Here is a 20,829-nt window from a genome sequence, read left to right as displayed (position 1 = left end):
CAGTTTGAGCAGCACCTGGGAGACGCGCGATCGGTCGGTCCCGTATATTCCCATAGAGAGCTTCACGACGTCAGTGAGGAAGACGATCGCCTCATCCAGGCTGCGTTGGCCGACGCCCTCGAGCGAAGGCCACCGCCCAATCCAACCACCGTGAGCGTTTATGATCGTCAACTTCGCCAATTGGCTGCTGCGCTGAAGCAGTCTGGCAAATCAATCGCTGGCCTCGATGGCGATACGTTGCTCGGTTACGCCAAGCAGCTGTTTCCAAACGACAAGATCATTGCCCCAGCATTGTTAATGGTCAGGCGGTATCGCGAGTCTTATGCCACCACCGCTCGGCCCGCCACAACACATCATCGTCCTTATCGTCCTTCCATAGAAGATGAACGTCTCATCAGGGAGGCAAGTGAGGCAGGTTTTGGTCGAGGGATCAGCGCGAAAACCGCCGAGACCTATGCGAGCTGTCTGCGGAAGCTGGCGGCAGCGCTCCGACCGTTGTCTATGGCCAAGCTCGGTGATGATACCCTGCTCGGTCACGCCGACACTTTGTTTCAGAATGACAGGGGGCTCATCTCCGCCTTGAACGGTCTTCGCGAATATCGTGCGATCATCGGTCACAGCAATTTGGGCGCAGAAGGAGGCAGCTCGCGGCAGGCCATTCAGCCGGCTGCCCCTTCGCCCATGCGGCTTGTCGATGAGCAGCGCTTGGGAGACGCTGCGGATCGCGGCTGCTCGTTGCGGGCTGACGGTTTCAATACTCTGCAGCTTTGGCAGGGACCGAGTTCAGCCGCTCATTCTCCGATACAAAGTGTCGCCCAGAACGTGCTTTTCGACGCAGCGGAGCCGAGCGCCGAGTCTCCAGCTCCGGATCTCGATGCACCAGTGCTCTGGCAACATAAGCGTTCAGTCTCTCCCTCGCTCGTGCAGAGTTTCGCCCAGGACGAGCTCTTCGATGGCGTGAATTGGGACGGCTCCAAGTCTGCTGATGGTCTCGATGCGTCGGAGCTTTGGCCAGAAATAGCGGGTGCCGCGCAGCCGCCGGAAACTGTCCGCCAGGACGAGCTTTTGGATCCCGCAAGCTGGCCGCCCTCCTCGCGGCCGCGGTATTCCGGCCCTGAAGACTACTTTCACAGGATGATCGACCAGCGCGGTGCGGCTTCGGTAGCGCTTCAACAGACGCTCCCTGCAACCAGTGAGAGCTTCGATGCTTCTTTGGCTGTTCCCGAGGACTTCTCTCACGGCACCCAGCCCGCGCCGGATATGATGCGCTCCAAGCTGGGCCGCTGGGGCCTATTGCCTGATGCAGCACAGCGGGTTAAGACCTACGACATTCGGGGTGAATGCTATGCGGCCGTGTTAGGACCGGGAGGGCTCAACGATGTTCAGCTCATCCATCTGCGCTCTCCCGCTATCGGCGATATCTTTGATGTATCGTTCGCCGTTCCCAAGGACTTTTCCCATTGCACCCAGCCCGCACCCGACTTGATGCTGTCCAAGTTAGGTGAGTGGGACTTCTTGCCTAATGCGGAATATCCGATGATGAACTACGAAATTGGCGGCGAACGTTACACGGCCGTGTTGGGACCGGGGGGATCCAAAGACGTTCAACTCATTCATCACCCCCAGCCCGCCTCCTTGTTTGGTGAAGCTGCGCCTACGGTGCCGAGGGCATCCTCAGATATCTACGGCGGTCTTGCATTAGGGGTTGATTCGCCGCCGTCTTTCCAATTGCAAGAGCATCAAACGGGACATGCCGGGCAAGAGCAATTTCAGGGGCACTTGGGCGAGGTGGGCCGAGCCAACGCCGCAATTCCGGCTTCCGGCATCGTGGTCCGGCCAGACCCGTTTCATCCTCATCTGTCTCAGGATGATCTGGACCTCATCGACGCCGCGGTTCAGGCGCGGCGGAAACTGCGATCGAGTACCGTGAGGCAATATATTGGGTATCTTCGCAAATTGGTAAATCACCTCAAGTCTGAGGGCAAAACGTTTGAAGGCCTTGCTCACGACTCGTTGATCGAGCTCGCTGCCACGGTATTCCCGAAGAGGGAACTGGTTCCCGCCTTGGAGGCGCTTCGTAAGTATCGCGAACGCAGTGCTCCGGCTGTTCGAGACGACCACGGGCCTGTCGACGGGCCAGCTCGCGGGGAGCGCGCCTCTATCAGGAGCGGCTCTCGACAGGACCGACAGGCTGCCGCCCCGCCAGTCCCAGCTGTCAACGAGGAGCAGAACCACCACCAGGGCACGGACGAGCTAACGGACGCACGTGTCAGGACCAGCCGCCTGCCAGGCGAGGAGCTCCTCATCAACGGCGGGCATGCTACAGCGGACTTGAGGCCAGCGAAGAGGCAGAGGACTTTTAACAATCCGCAAGGCGTCGACATTGAGCGGCAGCTGAGCGATGGCAAGGCAGGCGGTGGCGTGCTGATCCAGGCCCCTCTCGCGGCTCGTGTGCTCATGCAAGACGCCGGCCCGCCGCCGTCTCTCAAGCCAACAGCGCTCCATCACCAGGCGCCGGATTTCGGAGAGGCCGTTCCTCCCTTGAACTGGCGGCACGGCGACCAGAGCGCGCCGGACAAGCTGATCGTTGCGCTTGACGGGAGCGGCGTCCTGCCGAGCCAGGACAACCGACCGACCAGCTTCGTGATCAACGATGACCGTTACACGGCGTTGTTGGTGCCCGCGGGAGTGATGAGGCAGAGCATCCCACTCAATCAGCCAGGCGCTGCCATTCGTCTTAATTATCGGCCGGAAAACGCTCCGCATTCCAGCGCGCAGCCGGGGGATGGGGCGTTGCCAGAGCTGCGTGCACGGAGGATGGAGCAAGTCGCGGCGGCGTCCGACAGGGCTGAGGAAACCTCGCCAGCGCTCGGCGAGACTTTTGATGCTTCATCGGCCCTTCCCGAGGGCTTTTCCCACGGCAACCAACCCGCCTCGGAGATGATGCTCCCTCGCGGTGAGTACGGCAGATCGCTGTTGGGACCGGACGGGCGCAATGACGTTCAGCTCATCCGTCACACCCGAATTGGTAGTCAAGCTGTGCCAGCGGCAGCCGCGATGGATCCGTCAGACATCTACGGCGGTCTTGCCTCTCTGGTTGATTTGCCGTCCAATCCGCAGGAGTTGAGCGATGAGGCTGACTATCCGTTGATGCTCCCGCGCGCACCGTTCGATGCTCAGATCGGGGCAGCCTCGCTCGCCGGCCGCAGAGGACTTGAGCTCGATGCCATGGCATGGCTGGGCGACGAGCATATCGAGAGGGATTACGAGCTCCTGGCGCAGGAGTTGCAGCGGGCCAATCCGGATCTCGCCGCCCGGACGCGGTTCGTGCATCCCCTCGAAGCCCTTTATAGGCAGCGCTGGGGCTCCGTGAGCGTCGCGCGAGGCTCATTCGACCGCATCGTTTCTAATCGGAATGGAGAGGATACAGCCGACTTCGTGTTCCTGCCGCTGAATGATGCCAGTCCGGATCGCCGCGGCACGCATTGGTCGCTGCTGTTCATTGATCGCCGCGATCGGGAAAAGCCGGTCGCCTATCACTACGACTCCATCGAGACCATGAACTGGGGCATTGCAAAAGCGCTCGCGGAAAAGCTTGACCTTCACCTGGAGCCAGCCCGCATCGCCCAGCAGGAGAACGGTTATGATTGCGGCGTCTTTGTCGTTGACGGCACGCGGGCGCTGGTTGGTCGATTAGCGCAAGGAGAGCGGCCAGAGCACGAGCCGCTGGACCTCGACAATCTCGTCGCCGATCGGCGGGCACTCCAGGACCGACTGAGGGGCTGATCCTCCTTGGGCTGATGGAGCTGGTGGAACGGCTCTCACCGACACCAGACTGTGCGGCGGACCGAACCAGAGGTTCAGGGGCAACGGTTACCTCCCTCTGTTTTGGGGATCGGCCGGTCCGTCGAGACGCGGCCTCTTTTCAAATCGTTGGCAAGCCGGCGAGGAACAAGTCGATCGGCGGACCGCAGTAGTCGATCGCCCGCCCGACTTCAGGGGCGGCTAGATCTTGCTGCGCCAGCAACTCGATCGATTTCTAAGCTATGCAGATTACCCGCGATCGGGCTCGAACCGCGTCGGAGATACGTGGGGTCGGCTGCCAGGCGTTAGTGCGGTGGCGTCGCGCACTATGAGATTTCCGCATGCTTGCACCTACGTCGAATACGCGCGATTTGCTGACGACTGTTGATCGAACCCTACAAACGTCGTGACTGGCTGATGGGAGCCGTGACCAAACGACTCCGGGAGGAGTTCGCCAAGCCGCAGGTGGGGCGCAGCATTGAAGGTGGGCTCGCCCTAACCGGCAGCGATGTCCCCAGCTTGACGCATTACTCTTTGGAATTGGTCCAGCTTGCACCGACTACATGGTCATTTGCCAATTTTCTTCCCGAATAATGCGAGGTGACATTCTGATTTACGGCCCGTGCCCACTCTCGGCGGAGCGGCGCAAGCTGGCTATTAAGCTTGATCTGGAAGACCGTCGCCCGGTGGCTTGGATATGATTCCAATCTCACACGGAAGCAGCGCGGGCGCGACTCGGCGCTGGTCCGGCTGGGATGGATCAGACGCTGTCCCTGCCACGCCCGCACTACTGAGTGAAGTTAGCAGAAACGTGACTCGGCGCCCCAAAAGCCCCACGCATACACAGGGCAAGCGCTGTCCCTACCACGCGCCGCTAACTTCAACGGCGTTGTACGCGGACTAGCTTTCCGAAAGCTGACGAACCCGACGCGATTCACAAAACGAAAAGTGGCCGGTGTGGGTCGGTGCCCTCTGTCTGGAAACCACCCATCTGGCCAGCGGATCGCCCGATGCGGTTGTCAGGCCTGAAGCCCCCGATCACTACCAGTGTCGATTACCGCCGCCGCTAGCTAGTGCATCCGCCGTGCTTGGACCGACCAAGTTGCCGTTGGCGTGCCGGTAAAGACGGATCACACATTAAGGTAGAACGTAAGCGCCGCTCTCAGACCACGGCTCTGAAGGTTTGACCTCGGTAGGCCCTGGGCAGTAGCTGGTCCATGTCGCGGTTTGGATGCCCGTTGACGATCCTTGTCGGACGTTCGTGAGATAGGCGAGGGGATCGACGTCGTTGATCTTGCACGACTCGAACATGCGAGCAGCGAACCATCAGGCCGCTTACACATGGCTGATGGGTTCCTGGCTTGGCCGCTCATGCCCAAAATAACAGATGCCCCATGGCACTAGCTAGGTCATGGCGGATCTCGTTGCAGCATGCGCTTGGGCGCCGTCATCCCAACGGAGCGGAACAGTACCAAAAACGAAGGGCTTGGGCTTTTGTGTGCGTGGGGCGGCACCGCGTCCTTGGGCGGTACATGACGTTTCTCGGGCGCATTACGAGAAAGGTCGGAAGCCGCATCCCTATCGCGCAGTCGCCCGGGCGCAAAAGCACGGTGGTTTAGTATCGAACATGGAAGCCCCCGAAACGGTGGCTGGCCATCACGGACAAGGGACAGAACGTGCTCAAGTTCATGGATGCGGCCGACCGTTGTCGAGCCACAGCCGGTCGAGGAGGCGGTGCTCCTCCTGAACGCGCAAGCCTTTGCTGCGGCCGGCGCTGCCCGGAAGCGAGCTTGGGTTAGGGCCTCATAGCAGAGCCTGCCGGATTCAGAGGTGGCAGTGTTCAGGGACGCCTCGGCTTTGCGCAGCTGCGTCGTCGCGCGCGGCCCCACCACGTGGAAAGACGGCACCCATAGCTAGATGTCAGACATACTGCACCAGTTTGAGGTAATCGTCTGTGAGGACAGGTGAACGAATGGAACAGGCCGCGTCTTGAAGGAAGGTGGTCAGAGTCCGGCTGGCCCGATTGCGGCCTTCGAAAGATTGCCGTGCCGGCGCGCGAGTACGGAGAGTTGCTAATTCGGAACTGACCAGGTCAGCCGCTGCTGCGGCGCAATCTGAGGCCGAGAAGCAACCAGCAGACATGACAGCCTGTGCCAGTCGCAGTGTGGTGAGCCAACCCGCATAGATCAGCACGGCACCGTCGGTCTCACTGAGCGCAGAGAGTTCCTCAAGTACAGCAGCATGGACTGATGCCGCACCAACAGACCGAAAGAGATCGGCTATCTCGTCCCGCGTGGCTCTAGAGAGGAGGCAGCGGCCGAGATGTGATAGGAGCGCCTCAGTCGGACCTTCGAAGATGCGAAGGATGCGAGCGTCTCGATAGATTTTGGCTAAAGGCGTTCCCTCATCGTAACCACGGCCACCTAACAGCTGGACGCATTGATCAGCGACAAGGCCGCACCATTCCGAGGACAAAACCTTCGTTGCCGACGCAAGGTGGACGTTGGGCGCGCCCTGCGCTGAAACAAGTCGGCAGGATGCTGCCAGCATCGCCTTCACTACTTCCCGCCGCAGCACCATCTGCCCAAATAACTGCTCGATATAGCTGTTCTCGATCATGCGCAGTTTACCGAGTCGACGATGGCTCGCATAAGAAGCTGCGACCTGGATAGCGCGCTCAAGCGCTCCAAGACCCATAGCGGCCACACCGATACGGCCGCGGTTCATACTAGATGTCGCCGCGCCCCAGCCGTCTTGATCGCGAGAGAGCACGTAAGCACGCGGCACCTCGACATCCTGGAACTCCAGAGTATTCTGAATAATGCCACGTAGACCGAGTGTGCGATGCTCGTGCGTGACCTTTAGGCCTGGAGCCTGCCTGTCAACGAGTACACCAACGAGCCGACCTTTCGCATCGGGACCAGACGCGCGCGCAAAGCAAACGATCCAGCGGGCCCAGTCAGCGAGGCCGATCCAGATCTTGCGGCCAGAGATACGAACTTTATCTTCGTGCATGAGAGCCGAAGCCTCTATATGCCTCGGGGCAGAGCCAGCTCCAGGCTCCGTCAAAGCGAAAGCGCAGAGATCGCCGCGTGTTGCACCCCAAATGATATGCTTTTGTTCGGGGATGTGCGGTGCCGCTTCGATGCAGGGCAAGGCCAGGAAGTTATGGATGACGAGGGTAGAGGCAGCGGAGACATCGAAGGATGCAGTGGCGGAGATGAGGTCGATGGCCTCTTGCAACGGAAGAGCTAATCCGCCGTGCTCTCCTGGTGTGGTGAGCCCGAACAGTCCATGCCTTGCCAATATGCTGTGTAGGGTGGGAGGGAATGCCCGGCGGTCATCCGCGTCTGCGAAATTCAGCTGACTGAGGTCAGCGATTAAACCGGAGTATAGTGCAGCTGCACGGCCTTCAGCTGTGCGTTCCTGCGCCTCCCCGAATTGGGCGTAAACCTGAGTGTGCATAGCCATAAGGTCCACAATGATCCCGGCCGCGCTTCGTGCCAATTCATCCCCGTGGTTAGCTCGGTTACACATTGGTATAGTGTGGATGCAAGTATAAGCACGTTGTCCGGGACTGGGATCTATTGCGGCCGCCGCATGGGTCTCCCGTCAAGATGCGTCTTGTCGATATGACCTATCGGAGGCGCACGCTCGTTTCAGTGACCTCCCATTCTCCTCAAGACTCACTCAGGGTTGTCGCTTGGTGTTTCGTCCCTAAGAGAGCCTCCTGGGGAGACATCCGTCATGCACCGATCGCCAGGATAGCGAGGCGATACGTGACATATGGCACTTAAATCATGTTCACCGCCACTCCGTGGCTGTTCGGCATAGCGCGGACATACGCGCTTGTCGCTCAAGACTGCAAGCAATCGCTCGCATCGTGTTCACGGTCGCCGACCTTGATCTCTCGCGACGGGCACTCGGGACTTCAAACGGTGATGTCGGACAATGGTCAAGGCAGGAACGCATTTCGAAAGTGAACCGACACCGGCGTTTCGATCGCTGGGCCGGCTCCTTGTGCAAGGCCCCATGATCGTCATTTGTGCAGTTCAGCTAGTCCTTGCTCGCGGACACCACTGCGGATCCGTTGTCAAAAACCGCCTTGAAGACCTCCTTAAGGTTCGGGTCCAGCAGGATCTCCTCTGCAGCGCTGAAATCCGCGATGGGGTGCCACGTCATGCCTGCGCCGGGAGATGGCAAGGCGGATGGCTCGAAAGTGGACGCGCTTCGGCCTGGCCCTTCGTCAGACGGGCCTTGCTCAATGAATTTTCGCAACCAATTCAAACTGTCTCTTGCATCGCATTATACGTGATGGATTTGAACTCAGCCGCGCGCAAAGTTGATGGTGGGCAATATTTGCGCCAGCAAAGTCGCGTGCGACTATGGGCCCAGCGCTTTGGAATACCAAGCCTTCGGCTCGCGCTTCTTGCGGTCGTTCGGCTTCGTTTGCCTCCGGCCACATTGGACGGTGGCAATGGGGATTGCCGATGACTTTGCTGATCAGAACCGGAAGTTTGCTTGTTTGCGGCAAGACCGGATGGGGCCGCCCCGGTGCGAAGTCTAAGTGGCACAGCTGCCGCCCGGGACGGCGGTTGCTCGCAGCAGGCCGATTGTCCTTCTGGGGTCGCCAAGTCTAGATTTGGCATCCGCCTGATCTCGTCAGGCTTCCTGGCAAACGAACGGCAGGGATGAGGAGGGGGACGTATCCAACGCATCTTTGCGACTATGACGGGTCTGCCAACTCCTACAACATCCGGGGAGTCCGCTCGCTCCGGACGAACGTCACTGATTAGCTTACGACGATGATGACCAATTGCACCTAGCAACCTTGCGACCTTGGCGCCCTGAGCATATTGCAACAGCAGAGTTGATCTCCCCACTCCTTGCGCTGTGCGGGAGCCTCTCGGATTTTTCATCGTGGCGTACGCCCAATTGCGATACGGGTGTCCTGCGACAAGATCGCCGTAAAGAGCTCGCAGGCTGCGTCCGTCGGCTTGACGCAAACTTCTCCTCCGGGCGGGAGGCACAATCACGATGGTGCCTCTCTACGACGTCATGAGCGGCGACATCTACCCCGGCGTCACGCCTAACCTGGCAATGAAATTTGCGGGCAAAGACCGCGGGCGGGGCGCGGCAGGCGGTCGGCAACGTCCGCGGCTGTCCGGGACAGCTTTACCTGTTCCGGCGGTCATCCAACTGGGGTTGTGCTCTCCAGGCACTCTTCAGGCACCCGGTTGTCCAGCTCAGCTGCGGCGTTCACTGCAGTCGCGCTTGAGCTTCCTGGTAGGGGCCGACGTAGCGAAGCCGGTCGGCATTTTGGGATAGATGCGTAGTATTCGGGGCAACTGCACGCTCTGCGGCCTCTCTGTCGCGTTCGTCGAACGCAAACCCGAAGTCGGTGCGTAATCGGTCCGGCGGTAGTCCGGCACTCAGGGTTTGATACCAGCGCGGCGGCCGCAACATGGTCGTGAACCGGCGAAGATCTTGGGCCACCTCGCGCGCGGCGGTGCCGACGGACAATGTATCCGATTGCATCATCGCCGCGTTGTAGGCCGCGAACGAGTCCCAATGCGTCGGCAACTCGCTCGACGTCAGCCCGAATATTGCCCCGAACAGCCGGCTTTTAGCCCAATAGCGCTCGCGCTTTTCGACGGAGAATGGAGGCAGGATCAGGTCATGGACGGCCAGAGCGGTGTCGACGAGAGTGGCGTGGACTTAGCATAACGCTGCGACCTCGCTGACGCGGTGGGACGAGCCGCTCTCGAACGGACCGATTGCTTCGGGCAGGCGAGCGACGATCATGGTATGACGTGGTGCAGGCGCGGAATACGGCGGCCTGAAATTTGGTCGTACCCCATGCAGGCAAGGCTGGACCGGGTGCGGCGGCGGCGGACGCGCTGATCGCGGCAGGGGGCTATGTGACCCATCACCATGCCGTTGGCTGCGATCATCGGCCCTGGTACGGCCGGCAGCGGTCACAGCTTTTGCGATGTGCTCACGCTCTCGGCCTAATAGCTTTCGCGGAAATCATGCTCAAGCAAGAACCTAAACCGCGATGGTAATTGATCCTTTGGCGCTGCCTTCGCGGATCCTTCATCTTCTCAGTCTGCCGCCAGGTAGATCACATTCCATGACGCCGGCTTGAGTCTCGCCCGCAACCTCCCGCGGTCAAAGGCCACGCTTTGCAAGGGCGCCGGCTTGACTTTGTCCGGCGTATTTTCGGTATTTGCCGCCATCAGATCATCGTGCCGGAGCTCGAGCCGCTCGTGAACTGTCAGGGGACCGAAGCTTCTAGCCTCGACGCTCACTTCCATCTCCTGCTTCAGATCACGGTTGAGCAGAAAGAGCGACAAGCCGCCGCCTTGCTCGGCGACTGCCGCTATCTTGAGATACGGTACGTCGGGCGCTGGAAGGGTGTCGGCCGGTCTACCGTCAGGATTGTTGTACGACGCATAGTAGGCCTCCGACTCGACTTGCGCGCGCAAAATCCTGCCGCGGCCAAAGCGGCTCATATGCGCAAAAGGAAAGAAGATGGTTTGGCGCCACGCACCTCCGCCTGTCTTGGTCATGATCGGCGCGATGACGTTCACGAGTTGCGCCAGACAGGCAACTCTCACCCGATCGGCGTGATTCAGCAGGGAAATGCAGGCGCCGCCGAAGGCGAGCGCGTCCTCCATCGTATAGAGTTCCTCAAGAATGGGGGGTGCCACTGGCCAGCGGTCTACCGGGGCAACCTCGTTGCTCGTTCGATACCAGACGTTCCATTCGTCGAAGCTCAGCATAAGACGCTTTTTGGAGCGGCGCTTGGCCGCAACCGCATCAGCTAGGACGACGACCTCATCGATGAAGCTGTCCATCAGGTCGGTGCTCGCGAGAAACGATGCGGTGTCCTGACTGTAGTTCTCCAGATAAGTATGGATTGAAATGTAGTCGACGTAATCGAAGGTGTGTTCCAGGACCGTTTCTTCCCATTGGCCAAAACTAGGCATCTTGCGCGACGATGAACCGCATACCGCAAGCTCGATGGTAGGGTCCACCCGCCGCATCATCTTGGCCGCCTCTCTTGCAACTACCCCGTAAGCGGCGGCGCTCTTTTGCTCTATCTGCCAGGGCCCGTCCATCTCATTGCCGAGGCACCACAGCTTGATCCCATGAGGCGTCTGCCAGCCGTGCTTGCGGCGGAGCTCCGACCACGCAGTTCCTCCGGGATGGTTGCAGTATTCGACCAGATTGCGAGCGGCATCGCCGCCGCGTGTCCCCAGATTGACAGCCATCATCGGCGCGACATCGGCGGCCCTGCACCAGTCCATGAATTCATTGGTGCCGAAGCTGTTCGGCTCGGTGCTGAACCAGGCCAAGTCGAGGCGCGCCGGCCTCGTCTCCAGTGGCCCAACGCCGTCCTCCCAGTTGTATCCGGAGACAAAATTGCCGCCAGGATATCGAACGAGGGTCGGGCCGAGCTCCTTCACCAGCGCCAGCACGTCCTTCCGAAAACCCCTCTTGTCTGCGGTCCGATGGTTGGGCTCGTAGATGCCGCCGTAGACGCATCGGCCCAGATGTTCGATGAAAGCACCAAAAAGACGAGGGTCGGTGTAACCAATGGTGAAGTCGCGGTCGATCAGAACTTTGGCTTTCCTCATGTCCTTCTCGGGCGGCTTGGGGTGATGACAGTTACGAGGTGGCTGCTGCTGTGCGAAAGAAACGAATCAAGATTCGTGCCGTTTGCACGGAGAGAGCTCCATGAAGCCGATCCGCAAATATTGAGCGATTTGCGGAGCGCGAGCCTTCCGCGGCAGCGACGTCGTGGGCTGGAAAGAGCCTGCAAGGAAGTGGATCGCCCGGCGGCGACCCGCGTCGACCAGGGCAGCGAGTTCGTGTGGTGCAATCTTCACGTGGGCTTACCAGCGTGGCGTCACGCTGGACTTCTCGCAGCTCGGCAAGCCAAACGACAATGCGTTCATCGAGGTCCTCGAGGGTCGCTTCCGGGCCGAATGCCTCAACACCCATTCGTTACTCAGCCTTGCAGCCGCCCAGGAGAAGGTGGAGACTTGGTGCAAGTACTCCAAGTAAGAACGCCCCCAGGGGGCATTCGGCCGCAGACCGCCGATTTTGCTGCAGAACCACGTCGGCGCAACCAGCCCGCCAACGTGTTCAGAGTCGTAAAACTCCATTTCTGGGCGGTCCAAACTTCGGTGTCGCTGCTTCCTCAAAAGTGATTCCCCGTGATCTGCCTGGAACAGCATCAATTGCACGACCTGCCGACACACACTCTCTCTAAAACAGATATCCATGGTAGGACGCTGCAGCGGAGTTGAGGGGGCCCGTAGGCGAAGCGGAGCCCGTCCGCGAGGACAAAATAAAGCGTACACTAATCATGGCACTTCCGCAGGATACTGTGTGGTTTTTGACAATGAGCATTCTCGCTGCTTTCAAACGAGCCCTCTGGCCATGAGATGTGAGTGCGAAGCTCCAGGAAAGGGCATTTGGGCGCTTGGGACTACGCGTCAGGACAGGAAAGTACGCAAGAAGGTCGAAAGCGGGTAGGCAGCACCGGATATGCCGCAGACCAAGGGTTCAACACTCGGATGAGCAGAGGCAGCTTCGTGAGAGTCAAATAGCGATAGGCCCGGTTCCATCGCAGTGCTGGACCCGTTTTACCTTGGCCGAGGCCCTGTCGCCGCCGAGGGAAAAGTCACAAGTAAATTAGGTCTGGGCCCAACCGCCGCTCATATCGATAGGCCGATGGGTTGGGCCTTCGGGGCGGCTTGCAAGGGCTATTTGCAAGCTCCCGCGGAGCAAAAAACCTTGGCATTCCTGCCAGGGTTTTGCATGTCATCGACGCTTTGAGAGGTGGATCAGAAGTCCATACCGCCCATGCCGCCGCCCGGAGGCATTGCTGGACCAGCCGCGGCCTTCTTCGGCAGCTCGGCAACCATCGCTTCCGTCGTGATCAGCAGCGCCGCCACCGAGGAGGCGTTCTGGACCGCGATGCGCACGACCTTGGTCGGGTCAATGATGCCCTTGGAGACAAGATTGCTGTACTCGCCTGTCTGCGCATCGAAGCCATAAGAGTACTGCTCGTTGTCGAGAACTTTGCCCACCACGATCGAACCGTCTTCACCGGCGTTGATCGCGATCTGGCGGGCCGGCCAGGACAGCGCCTTGCGCACAATCTCGACGCCGGTCTTCTGGTCGTCGTTCTTGGTGCGCAGGCCCTTGAGCTGCTCGGAAGCACGGAGCAGGGCGACGCCGCCGCCCGGCAGGATGCCTTCCTCGACTGCCGCGCGGGTCGCGTGCATCGCGTCATCCACGCGATCCTTGCGCTCCTTTACCTCGACCTCGGTCGCGCCGCCGACGCGGATCACCGCTACGCCGCCGGCGAGCTTGGCGAGACGCTCCTGGAGCTTCTCACGGTCGTAGTCCGAGGTGGTCTCCTCGATCTGCGCCTTGATCTGGGACACGCGCGCGTCGATGTCGGCCTTTTTGCCGGCGCCGTTGACGATCGTGGTGTTCTCCTTGTCGATCATCACCTTCTTGGCGCGACCGAGCATGTTGAGCGTGACGTTCTCGAGCTTGATGCCGAGATCTTCCGAGATCGCCTGTCCGCCGGTCAGGATCGCGATGTCCTGCAGCATGGCCTTGCGGCGATCGCCGAAGCCCGGAGCCTTGACGGCCGCGACCTTCAGGCCGCCACGCAGGCGGTTCACGACAAGGGTCGCGAGCGCTTCGCCTTCGACGTCCTCGGCGACGATGACCAGCGGCTTGCCGGTCTGCACCACGGCCTCGAGCAGCGGCAGCAGCTCGTTCAGCGAGGAGAGCTTCTTCTCGTTGATGAGGATGTAGGCGTCGTCCATCTCAACGCGCATCTTGTCGGCGTTGGTGACGAAGTAGGGCGAGATGTAGCCGCGGTCGAACTGCATGCCCTCGACGACGTCGAGCTCGGTCTCGAGCGACTTGGCCTCCTCGACCGTGATCACTCCTTCGTTGCCCACCTTCTTCATGGCGTCGGCGAGGAACTTGCCGATCTCGGCATCGCCGTTGGCCGAGATGGTGCCGACCTGGGCGATCTCCTCGTTCGAGGTGACCTTCTTGGAGTTCTGCTGCAGGTCCGCAACCACGGCTTCGACCGCGAGGTCGATACCGCGCTTCAGGTCCATCGGGTTCATGCCGGCGGCAACCGACTTGGCGCCTTCGCGCACGATCGCCTGGGCCAGCACGGTCGCGGTGGTGGTGCCGTCGCCGGCAGCATCCGCCGCCTTCGAAGCCACCTCGCGCACCATCTGGGCGCCCATGTTCTCGAACTTGTCGTCGAGTTCGATGTCCTTGGCGACGGCAACGCCGTCCTTAGTGATGCGAGGCGCGCCGAACGACTTATCGAGCACCACGTTGCGGCCCTTCGGACCGAGCGTGACCTGTACGGCATTGGCGAGGATGTCGACACCGCGCAGCATGCGGTCCCGCGCGTCCACTCCGAATTTGACTTCTTTCGGTGACATAAAGAATTCCCTCAGTTCTTAGTTTCTGATCCTTCAGCGCGCCCGGTGGGCGCTCGTCAGGGGTGAGCTGTGCGAGCGCTGGGTTAGGCGGCTTTCTTTTTGGACAACACATCGGTGAGAACGCCCATGATGTCGCTCTCCTTCATGATCAACAGGTCCTGCCCGTCGATCTTGACCTCGGTGCCGGACCACTTGCCGAATAGCACGCGGTCGCCGACCTCAATGTCGATCGGAACCAGCTTGCCGGTCTCGTCGCGGCCACCGGGGCCGACAGCGATGACTTCGCCCTGCGAGGGCTTTTCCTTGGCAGTGTCGGGAATGATAATGCCGCCAGCGGTCTTCTCATCGGCGTCGATGCGCTTGACCACAACGCGGTCGTGAAGCGGACGGAAAGTCATACAGGTCTCCTGAGCGTTTGAGCAAGTTGGTGATAGGCACATTGTGACCAGCCCAAATGTAGCAAGAGTCAGGCCAAAAATGAGCTGAACGATCTATCCCTGCAGTTCTGCTGAATCGTTGCCTGGCCTGCGCGTGTCTTTGTCCGGAAGCCAACGCCCTCAGGTACACGGCCCGCCAAGCTGTGACGAAAATAACATTGCGTTTCGTCGAAACACCCAGATTGAACCTTCCTCAACATTGGCCTGGCGGCCGTTACACCGGTAGAAGCGCCGCGTGTTTCGACGGCGGTGGCCGGAATGCACATGATTGCTTCGTCTGACGGCAGCATCTAGGAGCTGACGCCGACGAAGCGTGCGGTGCACAAGACTCATCGAAGATCGGCGCTCGATGAATTTGACGAAGTCGCGCACAATAACAAGTATGCCAACTATCTCAAAAACTCAGGCGGCGTGCTCCAAGAGAGGCCATCATCGAATTGTATCGAATTGTCGATGTCCAGCCGTGGCACGGTCGCTCAAAAACTGACTGAATTTACCCCGATCGTTCGTAGACCGAGAGTGAGCAGGCAGGTGTTGTTCAGCACGGGCGATGCCGAACCAGCGGAGTAGTTGTAGGAACTTACGTAGTTTGCCGCCAGTACGAAGCAATCGTCGACATACGACCGCGAACAAGGCTCGAGGTGTCGAATACAAAATTCTGCGCGTCCTCGTTCGGCAGCTTGCCGGCGTGGGGCTCGTCGGGCCGGATGATGACCTGCGCGATTGGCTCGACGGCGGTCGTGCCCCGTGGCTGCACATTGATGAGGGGATAGCGGTATTCAAAGCCGACGGTCGGCATCAGGCGGACCGTCTGGGTGCTGCCAACCGGCAGGTAGTTGGAAACGCCCGGCTGGCTCGAGATGTCGGCATTGATGGCCGGCGCGGACACTGACGAACGGCGTGCAAGGGCTTGCGCCACTGCGCCTCGGCCGTCAGGCGGGTATAGGCCCCCGGCATGCCGCGCAGCAAGCGCTGCGACGGCAATCGCGCCATCGGATCGGCGGACGCGGTCGTGCACAGACCATTGGCGTTGGCGAGTGTCGTCATCGGATCGAACACCGCTGTTTTGCGGGTCAGGTTAGTGAAGTTCACCATGCAGCTGAACTCGCCACCCAGGATCGGACTTTCAAGCCAAGCACTATCTGCTTTATAATTGCAGCTGCAGCCCCTGGTAGCCCCAAAATTCAGGCAAATGCTCCCAACGATATCGACCCTCCCGAAGTTGCAGATGCTGGTTCGCGGGTTAGTTAGGCTACACGCTAAGCTGACATATTGGTACTCATCAGAGTTTCCTTTCCAAACAAGAAGGTCCGGCGTGACGCTGGCCGACAACGCCTGCCGCCTCGCGCAAATAGAAAACCAAGATTCGTGCCATGGAGCGGAGACAGCGGTGCGGGAAAGAGCGCGGGAGTTCTTGAAGAATGATCCGCACCGACCTCGATCTGGCCATTGCGCGCCCCATTACGAACGCGCAAAGGCCGGCCAGCGGTGCTGATGGGAATTCGCTCCAGCAGTTCTCGGGTAGCCGGCTCGCCCAATACGGATGCTCACCGGCTTCTTCACACTTGTTGTGTTCGCGACTGATTAGTCGCATTGGCGACGTAATGTTCGCGCGGCCTGCAGCACAGTTCGGTTAAGCCTCTGAAGACGCAGAGCCGCTTATTTTTGGCTTTCCCGAGCTTGTTGGCTTTCCTGAGCGCTTGGCACGAGATTTGATTATCCTGCGTCGGCGGCAGCAGTTCCTGACCGCCGACTACGCGAAGGGAAAAAGCATGAACATGTCAGCTTATGACGTGACCGAATTGACTCTCGAAGAAGCGTGTGCTGCTGCGGGAGGGCAAGATCCGTGCGGTTGGGTAGTTAGGCCAAATCCGGAGGGTAATTATATCATCGTCGAGCCAATCTACTGCCCGCCTCCGACTCCGAGTGCATAAGTAGCGTGCGCAAAAAGTAACTTGGTGAGCCAGTCTGTGGCGCAGATACCTGTCCTCCAGGCTGGCTCGCCTCATGATGCAGAAACTTCTGTACGGGACGGAAACGCTTTCGCGCCGCAGCTACGGTTGGAATATCCTCTTCAACGTGCGTCCGCTAACAGTCCGTCGCTCTGGAGCTGGACAAATGTGGGCGCTGAGGGTCTGAGAATTTCTTAACTTCTCTCGGTGACCGAGCAAGCCGCCGACCTGCAGAGCCGACCGTTCCCCATTCAGGAGGAGACAAACAATGAAGCTCGATGTGCCATCTTACAATCTGGCCGAACTCACCGCTGGCGAAGCAGCTGCGATCTCGGGAGGGTGGGTTCTCGGATTGTTTGCAGCAGTTATTGCGGTGTTCGCAGCTGTAGCTGCATGGGATATAATGCGTTGATCGTTTGGTCCGGTGAATAAGAGGCGGTGCATCCCTCGGAGGTGCTCAAGCTAGATCTGCATGTTGGGCCTGCTAATCGCCATATAGCGTGACTACTATGACTGATGAGTTACTGCCTCCGGAAGTGGTCGGTTGCACTGCGGAGAGTATTCTGTCGCGAGGATCAGGGCGATCTTTGGCAATCTACAAGCTGATAGTACTGTCTGTCGTTGCGACCATGTCGTCGCTGCCGATCATTACTGTCACGCTTTCTGTTCAAAGTGCCGGTACTATTCGTCCCACAATGGAGAAGACTCCCCTGATTGCGCCGCTTTCCGGGCGCATCTCCCGGGTTCTTGCGGTCGAGAACGATCGCGTTGAACAAGGCCGGGAGATCCTAGTTCTCGACGACAAGGTCATTGAGGAAAAAATCGGTACGCTAACGGACGAAATCCGCCTGAAGCGAGATCGTGCCATCGACCTCCAGACCCTGATCTCTTCTGGCGCGCAGTTCGCCCCTCCCATCCGCCTCCGGACCGAGGCCGCCGAGGCCGAGCGGCTGCATTTTCTCAATCTGTTGCGGGAGAACCAATATGCCCGCGGCAATGCCGCGGTGGAGCTCGATCGGGCCAAGCGCCTCCTCTCCGTTGCTGCAGCGCCCGCCAAGGCGGTTGAGGAAAAGACCTTGGCGCTGCAGAGCCTCGAAGTAAAAGGCGAGATCCTTGAACGGAGCAAATCCGCCGAATGGAATCAGCAACTCTTCGATACGAACCTCCGCCTTCAGGAGCTCACTGCGAGCCTGCACCAACTTGAGAGCGAACGCGACCTGACCCGCATTCGCGCTCCCGTGTCCGGCGCGCTCGAGCAATTCTCTGGCCTGTCGCCAGGCGGCTACGTCCAGGCAGGGCAAACCGTGGGTTGGATATCGCCTGAAGGCGAACTGGTGGCAGAAATTTACGTCTCTCCCAAAGACATCAGCTTCGTGCAGCAGGGGCAGGCGGTGCGGCTCCAGGTCGACGCTTTCAATTACAATCAGTGGGGGGGAATCGACGCGAAAGTGCTAAACGTGGCGCAGGACTTCATCCTCCTGGACAAGAACCCGGTCTTCAAGGTCCGTTGCGCGCTCTCTCGCAGTTACCTTGCACTCAAAAACGGAATTATTGGCCATCTGAAGAAGGGCATGACCGTGCGAGCCCGCTTTTTCGTGGCTGAGCGCACTCTACTGCAACTCCTCTACACTGAGGTCGACGATTGGCTCAACCCGCTCCTGGCTGCCCGCTAACTATTGATTATTCGAGAGCCAGTGAGCCAATGTCGAGACAGATCATCAAGTTGAAGCAGCGGGACATGACGGATTGTGGGGCAGCCAGCCTTGCTTCTGTTGGCGCCTTCTATGGCTGCAAGTTGCCCTTGTCTCGCATCCGACAGTTTGCCTCAACCGACCGGTCCGGCACCACGGTGGCGGGTCTTTTGCACGCGGCTCAAAAGCTGGGCTTCATTGCTAAAGGTGTCAAGGGCAACTTCGACAGCTTGTACAAGGTCCCGAAGCCCGCTATTGCGCATGTGATCGTCAAGGACGTCCTGCATCACTTCGTGGTCGTCCAGGCGATCGACGCGAGGTGCGTCACCGTGATGGACCCAGCTTTTGGTGAAATTCGAAAGCTGTCGCATGAAGAATTCAAAGGGCAGTGGACCGGTGTCCTGGTGCTCCTGGTTCCGGCAGATACCTTCAAGCGCCGCGATGAGACCACCTCAACTTTTCTTCGCTTCGTCCGACTGCTTGCGCCGCACAGAGCTGCGCTGGCGCAGGCGCTCGTCGGCGCACTGGTAACCACCATTCTGGGACTCTCGACGGCCATTTACGTACAGAAGATCGTCGATCACGTGATTGCATCGGGCAACCGCAACTTGCTCAACCTCATGAGCGTCGCGATGTTGCTGATCCTGGTGCCACAAATCCTTATCAGTCTCCTTAGAAGCCGGCTCGTCCTGGAAACTGGGCAGAAGATCGATGTGTGCTTGATCCTCAGCTACTACAATCACATCCTAAGCTTACCCCAAAAGTTCTTCGATAGTATGCAAGTGGGAGAAATCGTTTCCCGGATGAACGACGCGGTGAAAATCAGGAGCTTCTTGAACGAGGTCTCCATCACGATGTTCGTCAACATCCTAGTCATACTGTTCTCGTTCGGGTTGATGTTCCTCTACTCGTGGAAGATCGCTGTGGTCGTGGCGATCTCGGTTCCACTATATTCGCTGGTATACTGGACCACTAATCGGCTGAACAGCAAGCGCCAGCGCGCAATCATGGAGAATGCCGCCGATCTGGAGGCGCAATTGGTGGAATCGCTCGGAGCTGTTTCTACGATCAAAACATTCGGGATGGAGAACAGCTCCTGCCTTAAGATGGAGACCCGCTTCGTTAAGACGCTGCAGTCAGTCTACAGTGCCGGCCTTATCTCGATCCTAGGAGATAACGCTTCTTCGTTCCTCTCAACTCTGTTGACGATCCTGCTAATGTGGTTCGGGACGACGCTTGTTCTGGATCAGACCGTCACTCCGGGTGAATTACTTTCGTGCTATGCGCTGCTCGGCTATATCACCCGCCCAGTCGCCAACCTGATCCAAGCTAACAGAGTTGTGCAGGACGCCTTTATCGCGGCGGATCGCCTGTTTGAGATTTTTGACCTTGAGCCGGCGCGTGACGGAGGCGCTGATGTCACGAAATCCAGTCTCGGTGATCTCATCTTCGAGAATGTCACGTTCCGTCACGGCGCCCAGCCCAAGCTATTTCAAGACCTCAGCGTCACGTTCCGCAGAGGCGAGATGACGGCCGTGGTCGGGGAAAGCGGCTCCGGCAAGAGCTCCCTTGCCGCGCTGCTGCAGAACATCTACCCGCTCGAGGGTGGGCGCATCCGGATCGGCCCCCATGATCTCAAAGACTTATCGACCGTATCCCTGCGTAACGTTGTTGCTTCGGTACCGCAGTCAACGGACGTATTCTCGGGCTCGGTGATCGAGAACATCGCACTTGGCGAGTTCGAGCCGGAGATCGACAGGATCATGAAAATCTGCGATCAAACTGGGCTGCGGGAGGTGATTGAGCGTTGGCCCGGAGGCTTCCAGGCCTATCTGGGCAAAAACGGCGTAAGGCTCTCTGGCGGCGAGAAGCAGCGCCTTTCGTTGGCGCGAGCTCTCTATCGGGATCCGGCAATCCTAATCCTAGACGAGCCGACTTCCTCTCTCGACCCGGTTGCCGAAGCCACAGTGCACCGGCTCCTCCAGGATTTGCGTCGGGCCGGCAAGACCATCGTGGTCATCTCTCACCGACTCAGCACCATCTGTGATGCCGACAAGATCGTCGTCTTAGACAGGGGCCGCATCGTTGCGGAGGGCAGGCATACTGATCTGCTTGGTGAAAGCGCTTATGCTCGCTTGTGGCAGACGCAAATCGGCGGAGGCTAAAGTTGAGAAGATGGCTCATCGCCAAATTGGGCGGAATCGTTCGCTGACTTTAGAGCCTGAAGATTCCGTCATGTCATGGAGGACGGGGATCGGTCCCTCCGTCGCCGCTACGCGCCCGCGCGTCGCCTCGAAATGACCGCAAAGAATATCCGCCTCGTCGACCCGTTCGTTGGAGAAGAAGCGATAGGCGGCCTTCGTGTTGGCCCAATCCTGACAAACCAGCGGGATGCTTTGACCCATGTCGCGCCCGATTTGGCGAGAAGTTTGCAGAACCGGCGACC

11 protein-coding genes and 3 pseudogenes are annotated in these 20,829 nt (G+C 59.4%); 7 read left to right on the top strand and 7 right to left on the bottom strand.

Annotated features, from left to right (window positions below):
- The first annotated feature begins 105 nt into the window (after nucleotides 1-105).
- Entirely contained in the window at nucleotides 106-3,786 is a 3,681-nt protein-coding gene (locus ACVWW6_RS43455; protein ID WP_456682952.1) for a Ulp1 family isopeptidase, read from the top strand.
- A 402-nt stretch (nucleotides 3,787-4,188) separates the two neighbouring features.
- Nucleotides 4,189-4,398, top strand: coding sequence for a hypothetical protein (locus ACVWW6_RS43450; protein WP_271575560.1), 210 nt, complete (start codon nucleotides 4,189-4,191; stop codon nucleotides 4,396-4,398).
- A 1,326-nt stretch (nucleotides 4,399-5,724) separates the two neighbouring features.
- Here the strand turns inward: ACVWW6_RS43450 and ACVWW6_RS43445 are convergent.
- Both ACVWW6_RS43445 and ACVWW6_RS43440 read right to left on the bottom strand, forming a co-directional pair.
- Complete coding sequence (locus ACVWW6_RS43445) at nucleotides 5,725-7,269, bottom strand: acyl-CoA dehydrogenase family protein (protein WP_456682951.1); 1,545 nt, start codon at nucleotides 7,267-7,269, stop codon at nucleotides 5,725-5,727.
- A gap of 1,794 nt (nucleotides 7,270-9,063) precedes the next feature.
- A pseudogene (locus ACVWW6_RS43440) lies at nucleotides 9,064-9,510 on the bottom strand (oxygenase MpaB family protein); the annotation flags it as partial.
- 140 nt (nucleotides 9,511-9,650) lie between these two features.
- Here ACVWW6_RS43440 and ACVWW6_RS43435 point away from each other — a divergent pair.
- Nucleotides 9,651-9,869, top strand: coding sequence for an FAD-linked oxidase C-terminal domain-containing protein (locus tag ACVWW6_RS43435; protein ID WP_456682950.1), 219 nt, complete (start codon nucleotides 9,651-9,653; stop codon nucleotides 9,867-9,869).
- 39 nt (nucleotides 9,870-9,908) lie between these two features.
- Here the strand turns inward: ACVWW6_RS43435 and arfA are convergent, their stop codons facing one another.
- The gene (arfA, locus tag ACVWW6_RS43430; RefSeq protein ID WP_271565541.1) at nucleotides 9,909-11,447 is read right to left on the bottom strand and encodes an arabinosylfuranosidase ArfA; all 1,539 of its coding nucleotides are present in this window, start codon (nucleotides 11,445-11,447) and stop codon (nucleotides 9,909-9,911) included.
- 147 nt (nucleotides 11,448-11,594) lie between these two features.
- On the opposite strand from arfA, the pseudogene ACVWW6_RS43425 reads away from it, so the two are divergent.
- Nucleotides 11,595-11,970 (top strand): annotated as a pseudogene (locus ACVWW6_RS43425) (integrase core domain-containing protein); the annotation flags it as partial.
- Between the two features lie 692 nt (nucleotides 11,971-12,662).
- On the opposite strand, the gene groL reads toward ACVWW6_RS43425, so the two are convergent.
- The 3 genes and pseudogenes from groL to lptD form a co-directional block, all read right to left on the bottom strand.
- Complete coding sequence (groL, locus tag ACVWW6_RS43420; RefSeq protein WP_456682949.1) at nucleotides 12,663-14,303, bottom strand: chaperonin GroEL; 1,641 nt, start codon at nucleotides 14,301-14,303, stop codon at nucleotides 12,663-12,665.
- Between the two features lie 83 nt (nucleotides 14,304-14,386).
- Nucleotides 14,387-14,701 (bottom strand): co-chaperone GroES, encoded by a 315-nt coding sequence (locus ACVWW6_RS43415; protein WP_271565543.1) that lies wholly within the window; start codon nucleotides 14,699-14,701, stop codon nucleotides 14,387-14,389.
- Between the two features lie 670 nt (nucleotides 14,702-15,371).
- Nucleotides 15,372-15,871, bottom strand: a pseudogene (gene lptD, locus ACVWW6_RS43410) (LPS assembly protein LptD); the annotation flags it as partial.
- A gap of 1,089 nt (nucleotides 15,872-16,960) precedes the next feature.
- Between lptD and ACVWW6_RS43405 the strand changes: the two are divergent.
- From ACVWW6_RS43405 to ACVWW6_RS43395, 3 genes are all read left to right on the top strand, one after another.
- Nucleotides 16,961-17,104: a hypothetical protein gene (locus ACVWW6_RS43405; RefSeq protein ID WP_271565544.1), complete on the top strand. Its 144-nt coding sequence runs from the start codon at nucleotides 16,961-16,963 to the stop codon at nucleotides 17,102-17,104.
- 175 nt (nucleotides 17,105-17,279) lie between these two features.
- On the top strand, nucleotides 17,280-18,365 hold the full coding sequence (locus ACVWW6_RS43400) for an HlyD family secretion protein (protein WP_456682948.1): 1,086 nt from the start codon (nucleotides 17,280-17,282) through the stop codon (nucleotides 18,363-18,365).
- A 29-nt stretch (nucleotides 18,366-18,394) separates the two neighbouring features.
- Entirely contained in the window at nucleotides 18,395-20,548 is a 2,154-nt protein-coding gene (locus ACVWW6_RS43395; RefSeq protein ID WP_456682947.1) for a peptidase domain-containing ABC transporter, read from the top strand.
- A 15-nt stretch (nucleotides 20,549-20,563) separates the two neighbouring features.
- On the opposite strand, the gene ACVWW6_RS43390 is transcribed toward ACVWW6_RS43395, so the two are convergent.
- The gene (locus ACVWW6_RS43390; protein WP_456682946.1) at nucleotides 20,564-20,788 is read right to left on the bottom strand and encodes an IS4/Tn5 family transposase DNA-binding protein; all 225 of its coding nucleotides are present in this window, start codon (nucleotides 20,786-20,788) and stop codon (nucleotides 20,564-20,566) included.
- Between the last annotated feature and the right edge of the window lie 41 nt (nucleotides 20,789-20,829).

The sequence above is a fragment of the Bradyrhizobium sp. USDA 3311 genome, from assembly GCF_054062495.1.
The sequence above is the reverse complement of the archived record's forward strand: the minus strand, read 5'-3'. Positions and strand labels throughout refer to the sequence as shown.

Coding starts and splice junctions, on each gene's coding strand:
- ACVWW6_RS43445 (WP_456682951.1), bottom strand. CDS start 7,269: ATGCACACTCAGGTTTACGCCCAATTCGGGGAGGCGCAGGAACGCACA.
- arfA (WP_271565541.1), bottom strand. CDS start 11,447: ATGAGGAAAGCCAAAGTTCTGATCGACCGCGACTTCACCATTGGTTAC.
- groL (WP_456682949.1), bottom strand. CDS start 14,303: ATGTCACCGAAAGAAGTCAAATTCGGAGTGGACGCGCGGGACCGCATG.
- ACVWW6_RS43415 (WP_271565543.1), bottom strand. CDS start 14,701: ATGACTTTCCGTCCGCTTCACGACCGCGTTGTGGTCAAGCGCATCGAC.
- ACVWW6_RS43405 (WP_271565544.1), top strand. CDS start 16,961: ATGAAGCTCGATGTGCCATCTTACAATCTGGCCGAACTCACCGCTGGC.
- ACVWW6_RS43395 (WP_456682947.1), top strand. CDS start 18,395: ATGTCGAGACAGATCATCAAGTTGAAGCAGCGGGACATGACGGATTGT.
- ACVWW6_RS43390 (WP_456682946.1), bottom strand. CDS start 20,788: ATGGGTCAAAGCATCCCGCTGGTTTGTCAGGATTGGGCCAACACGAAG.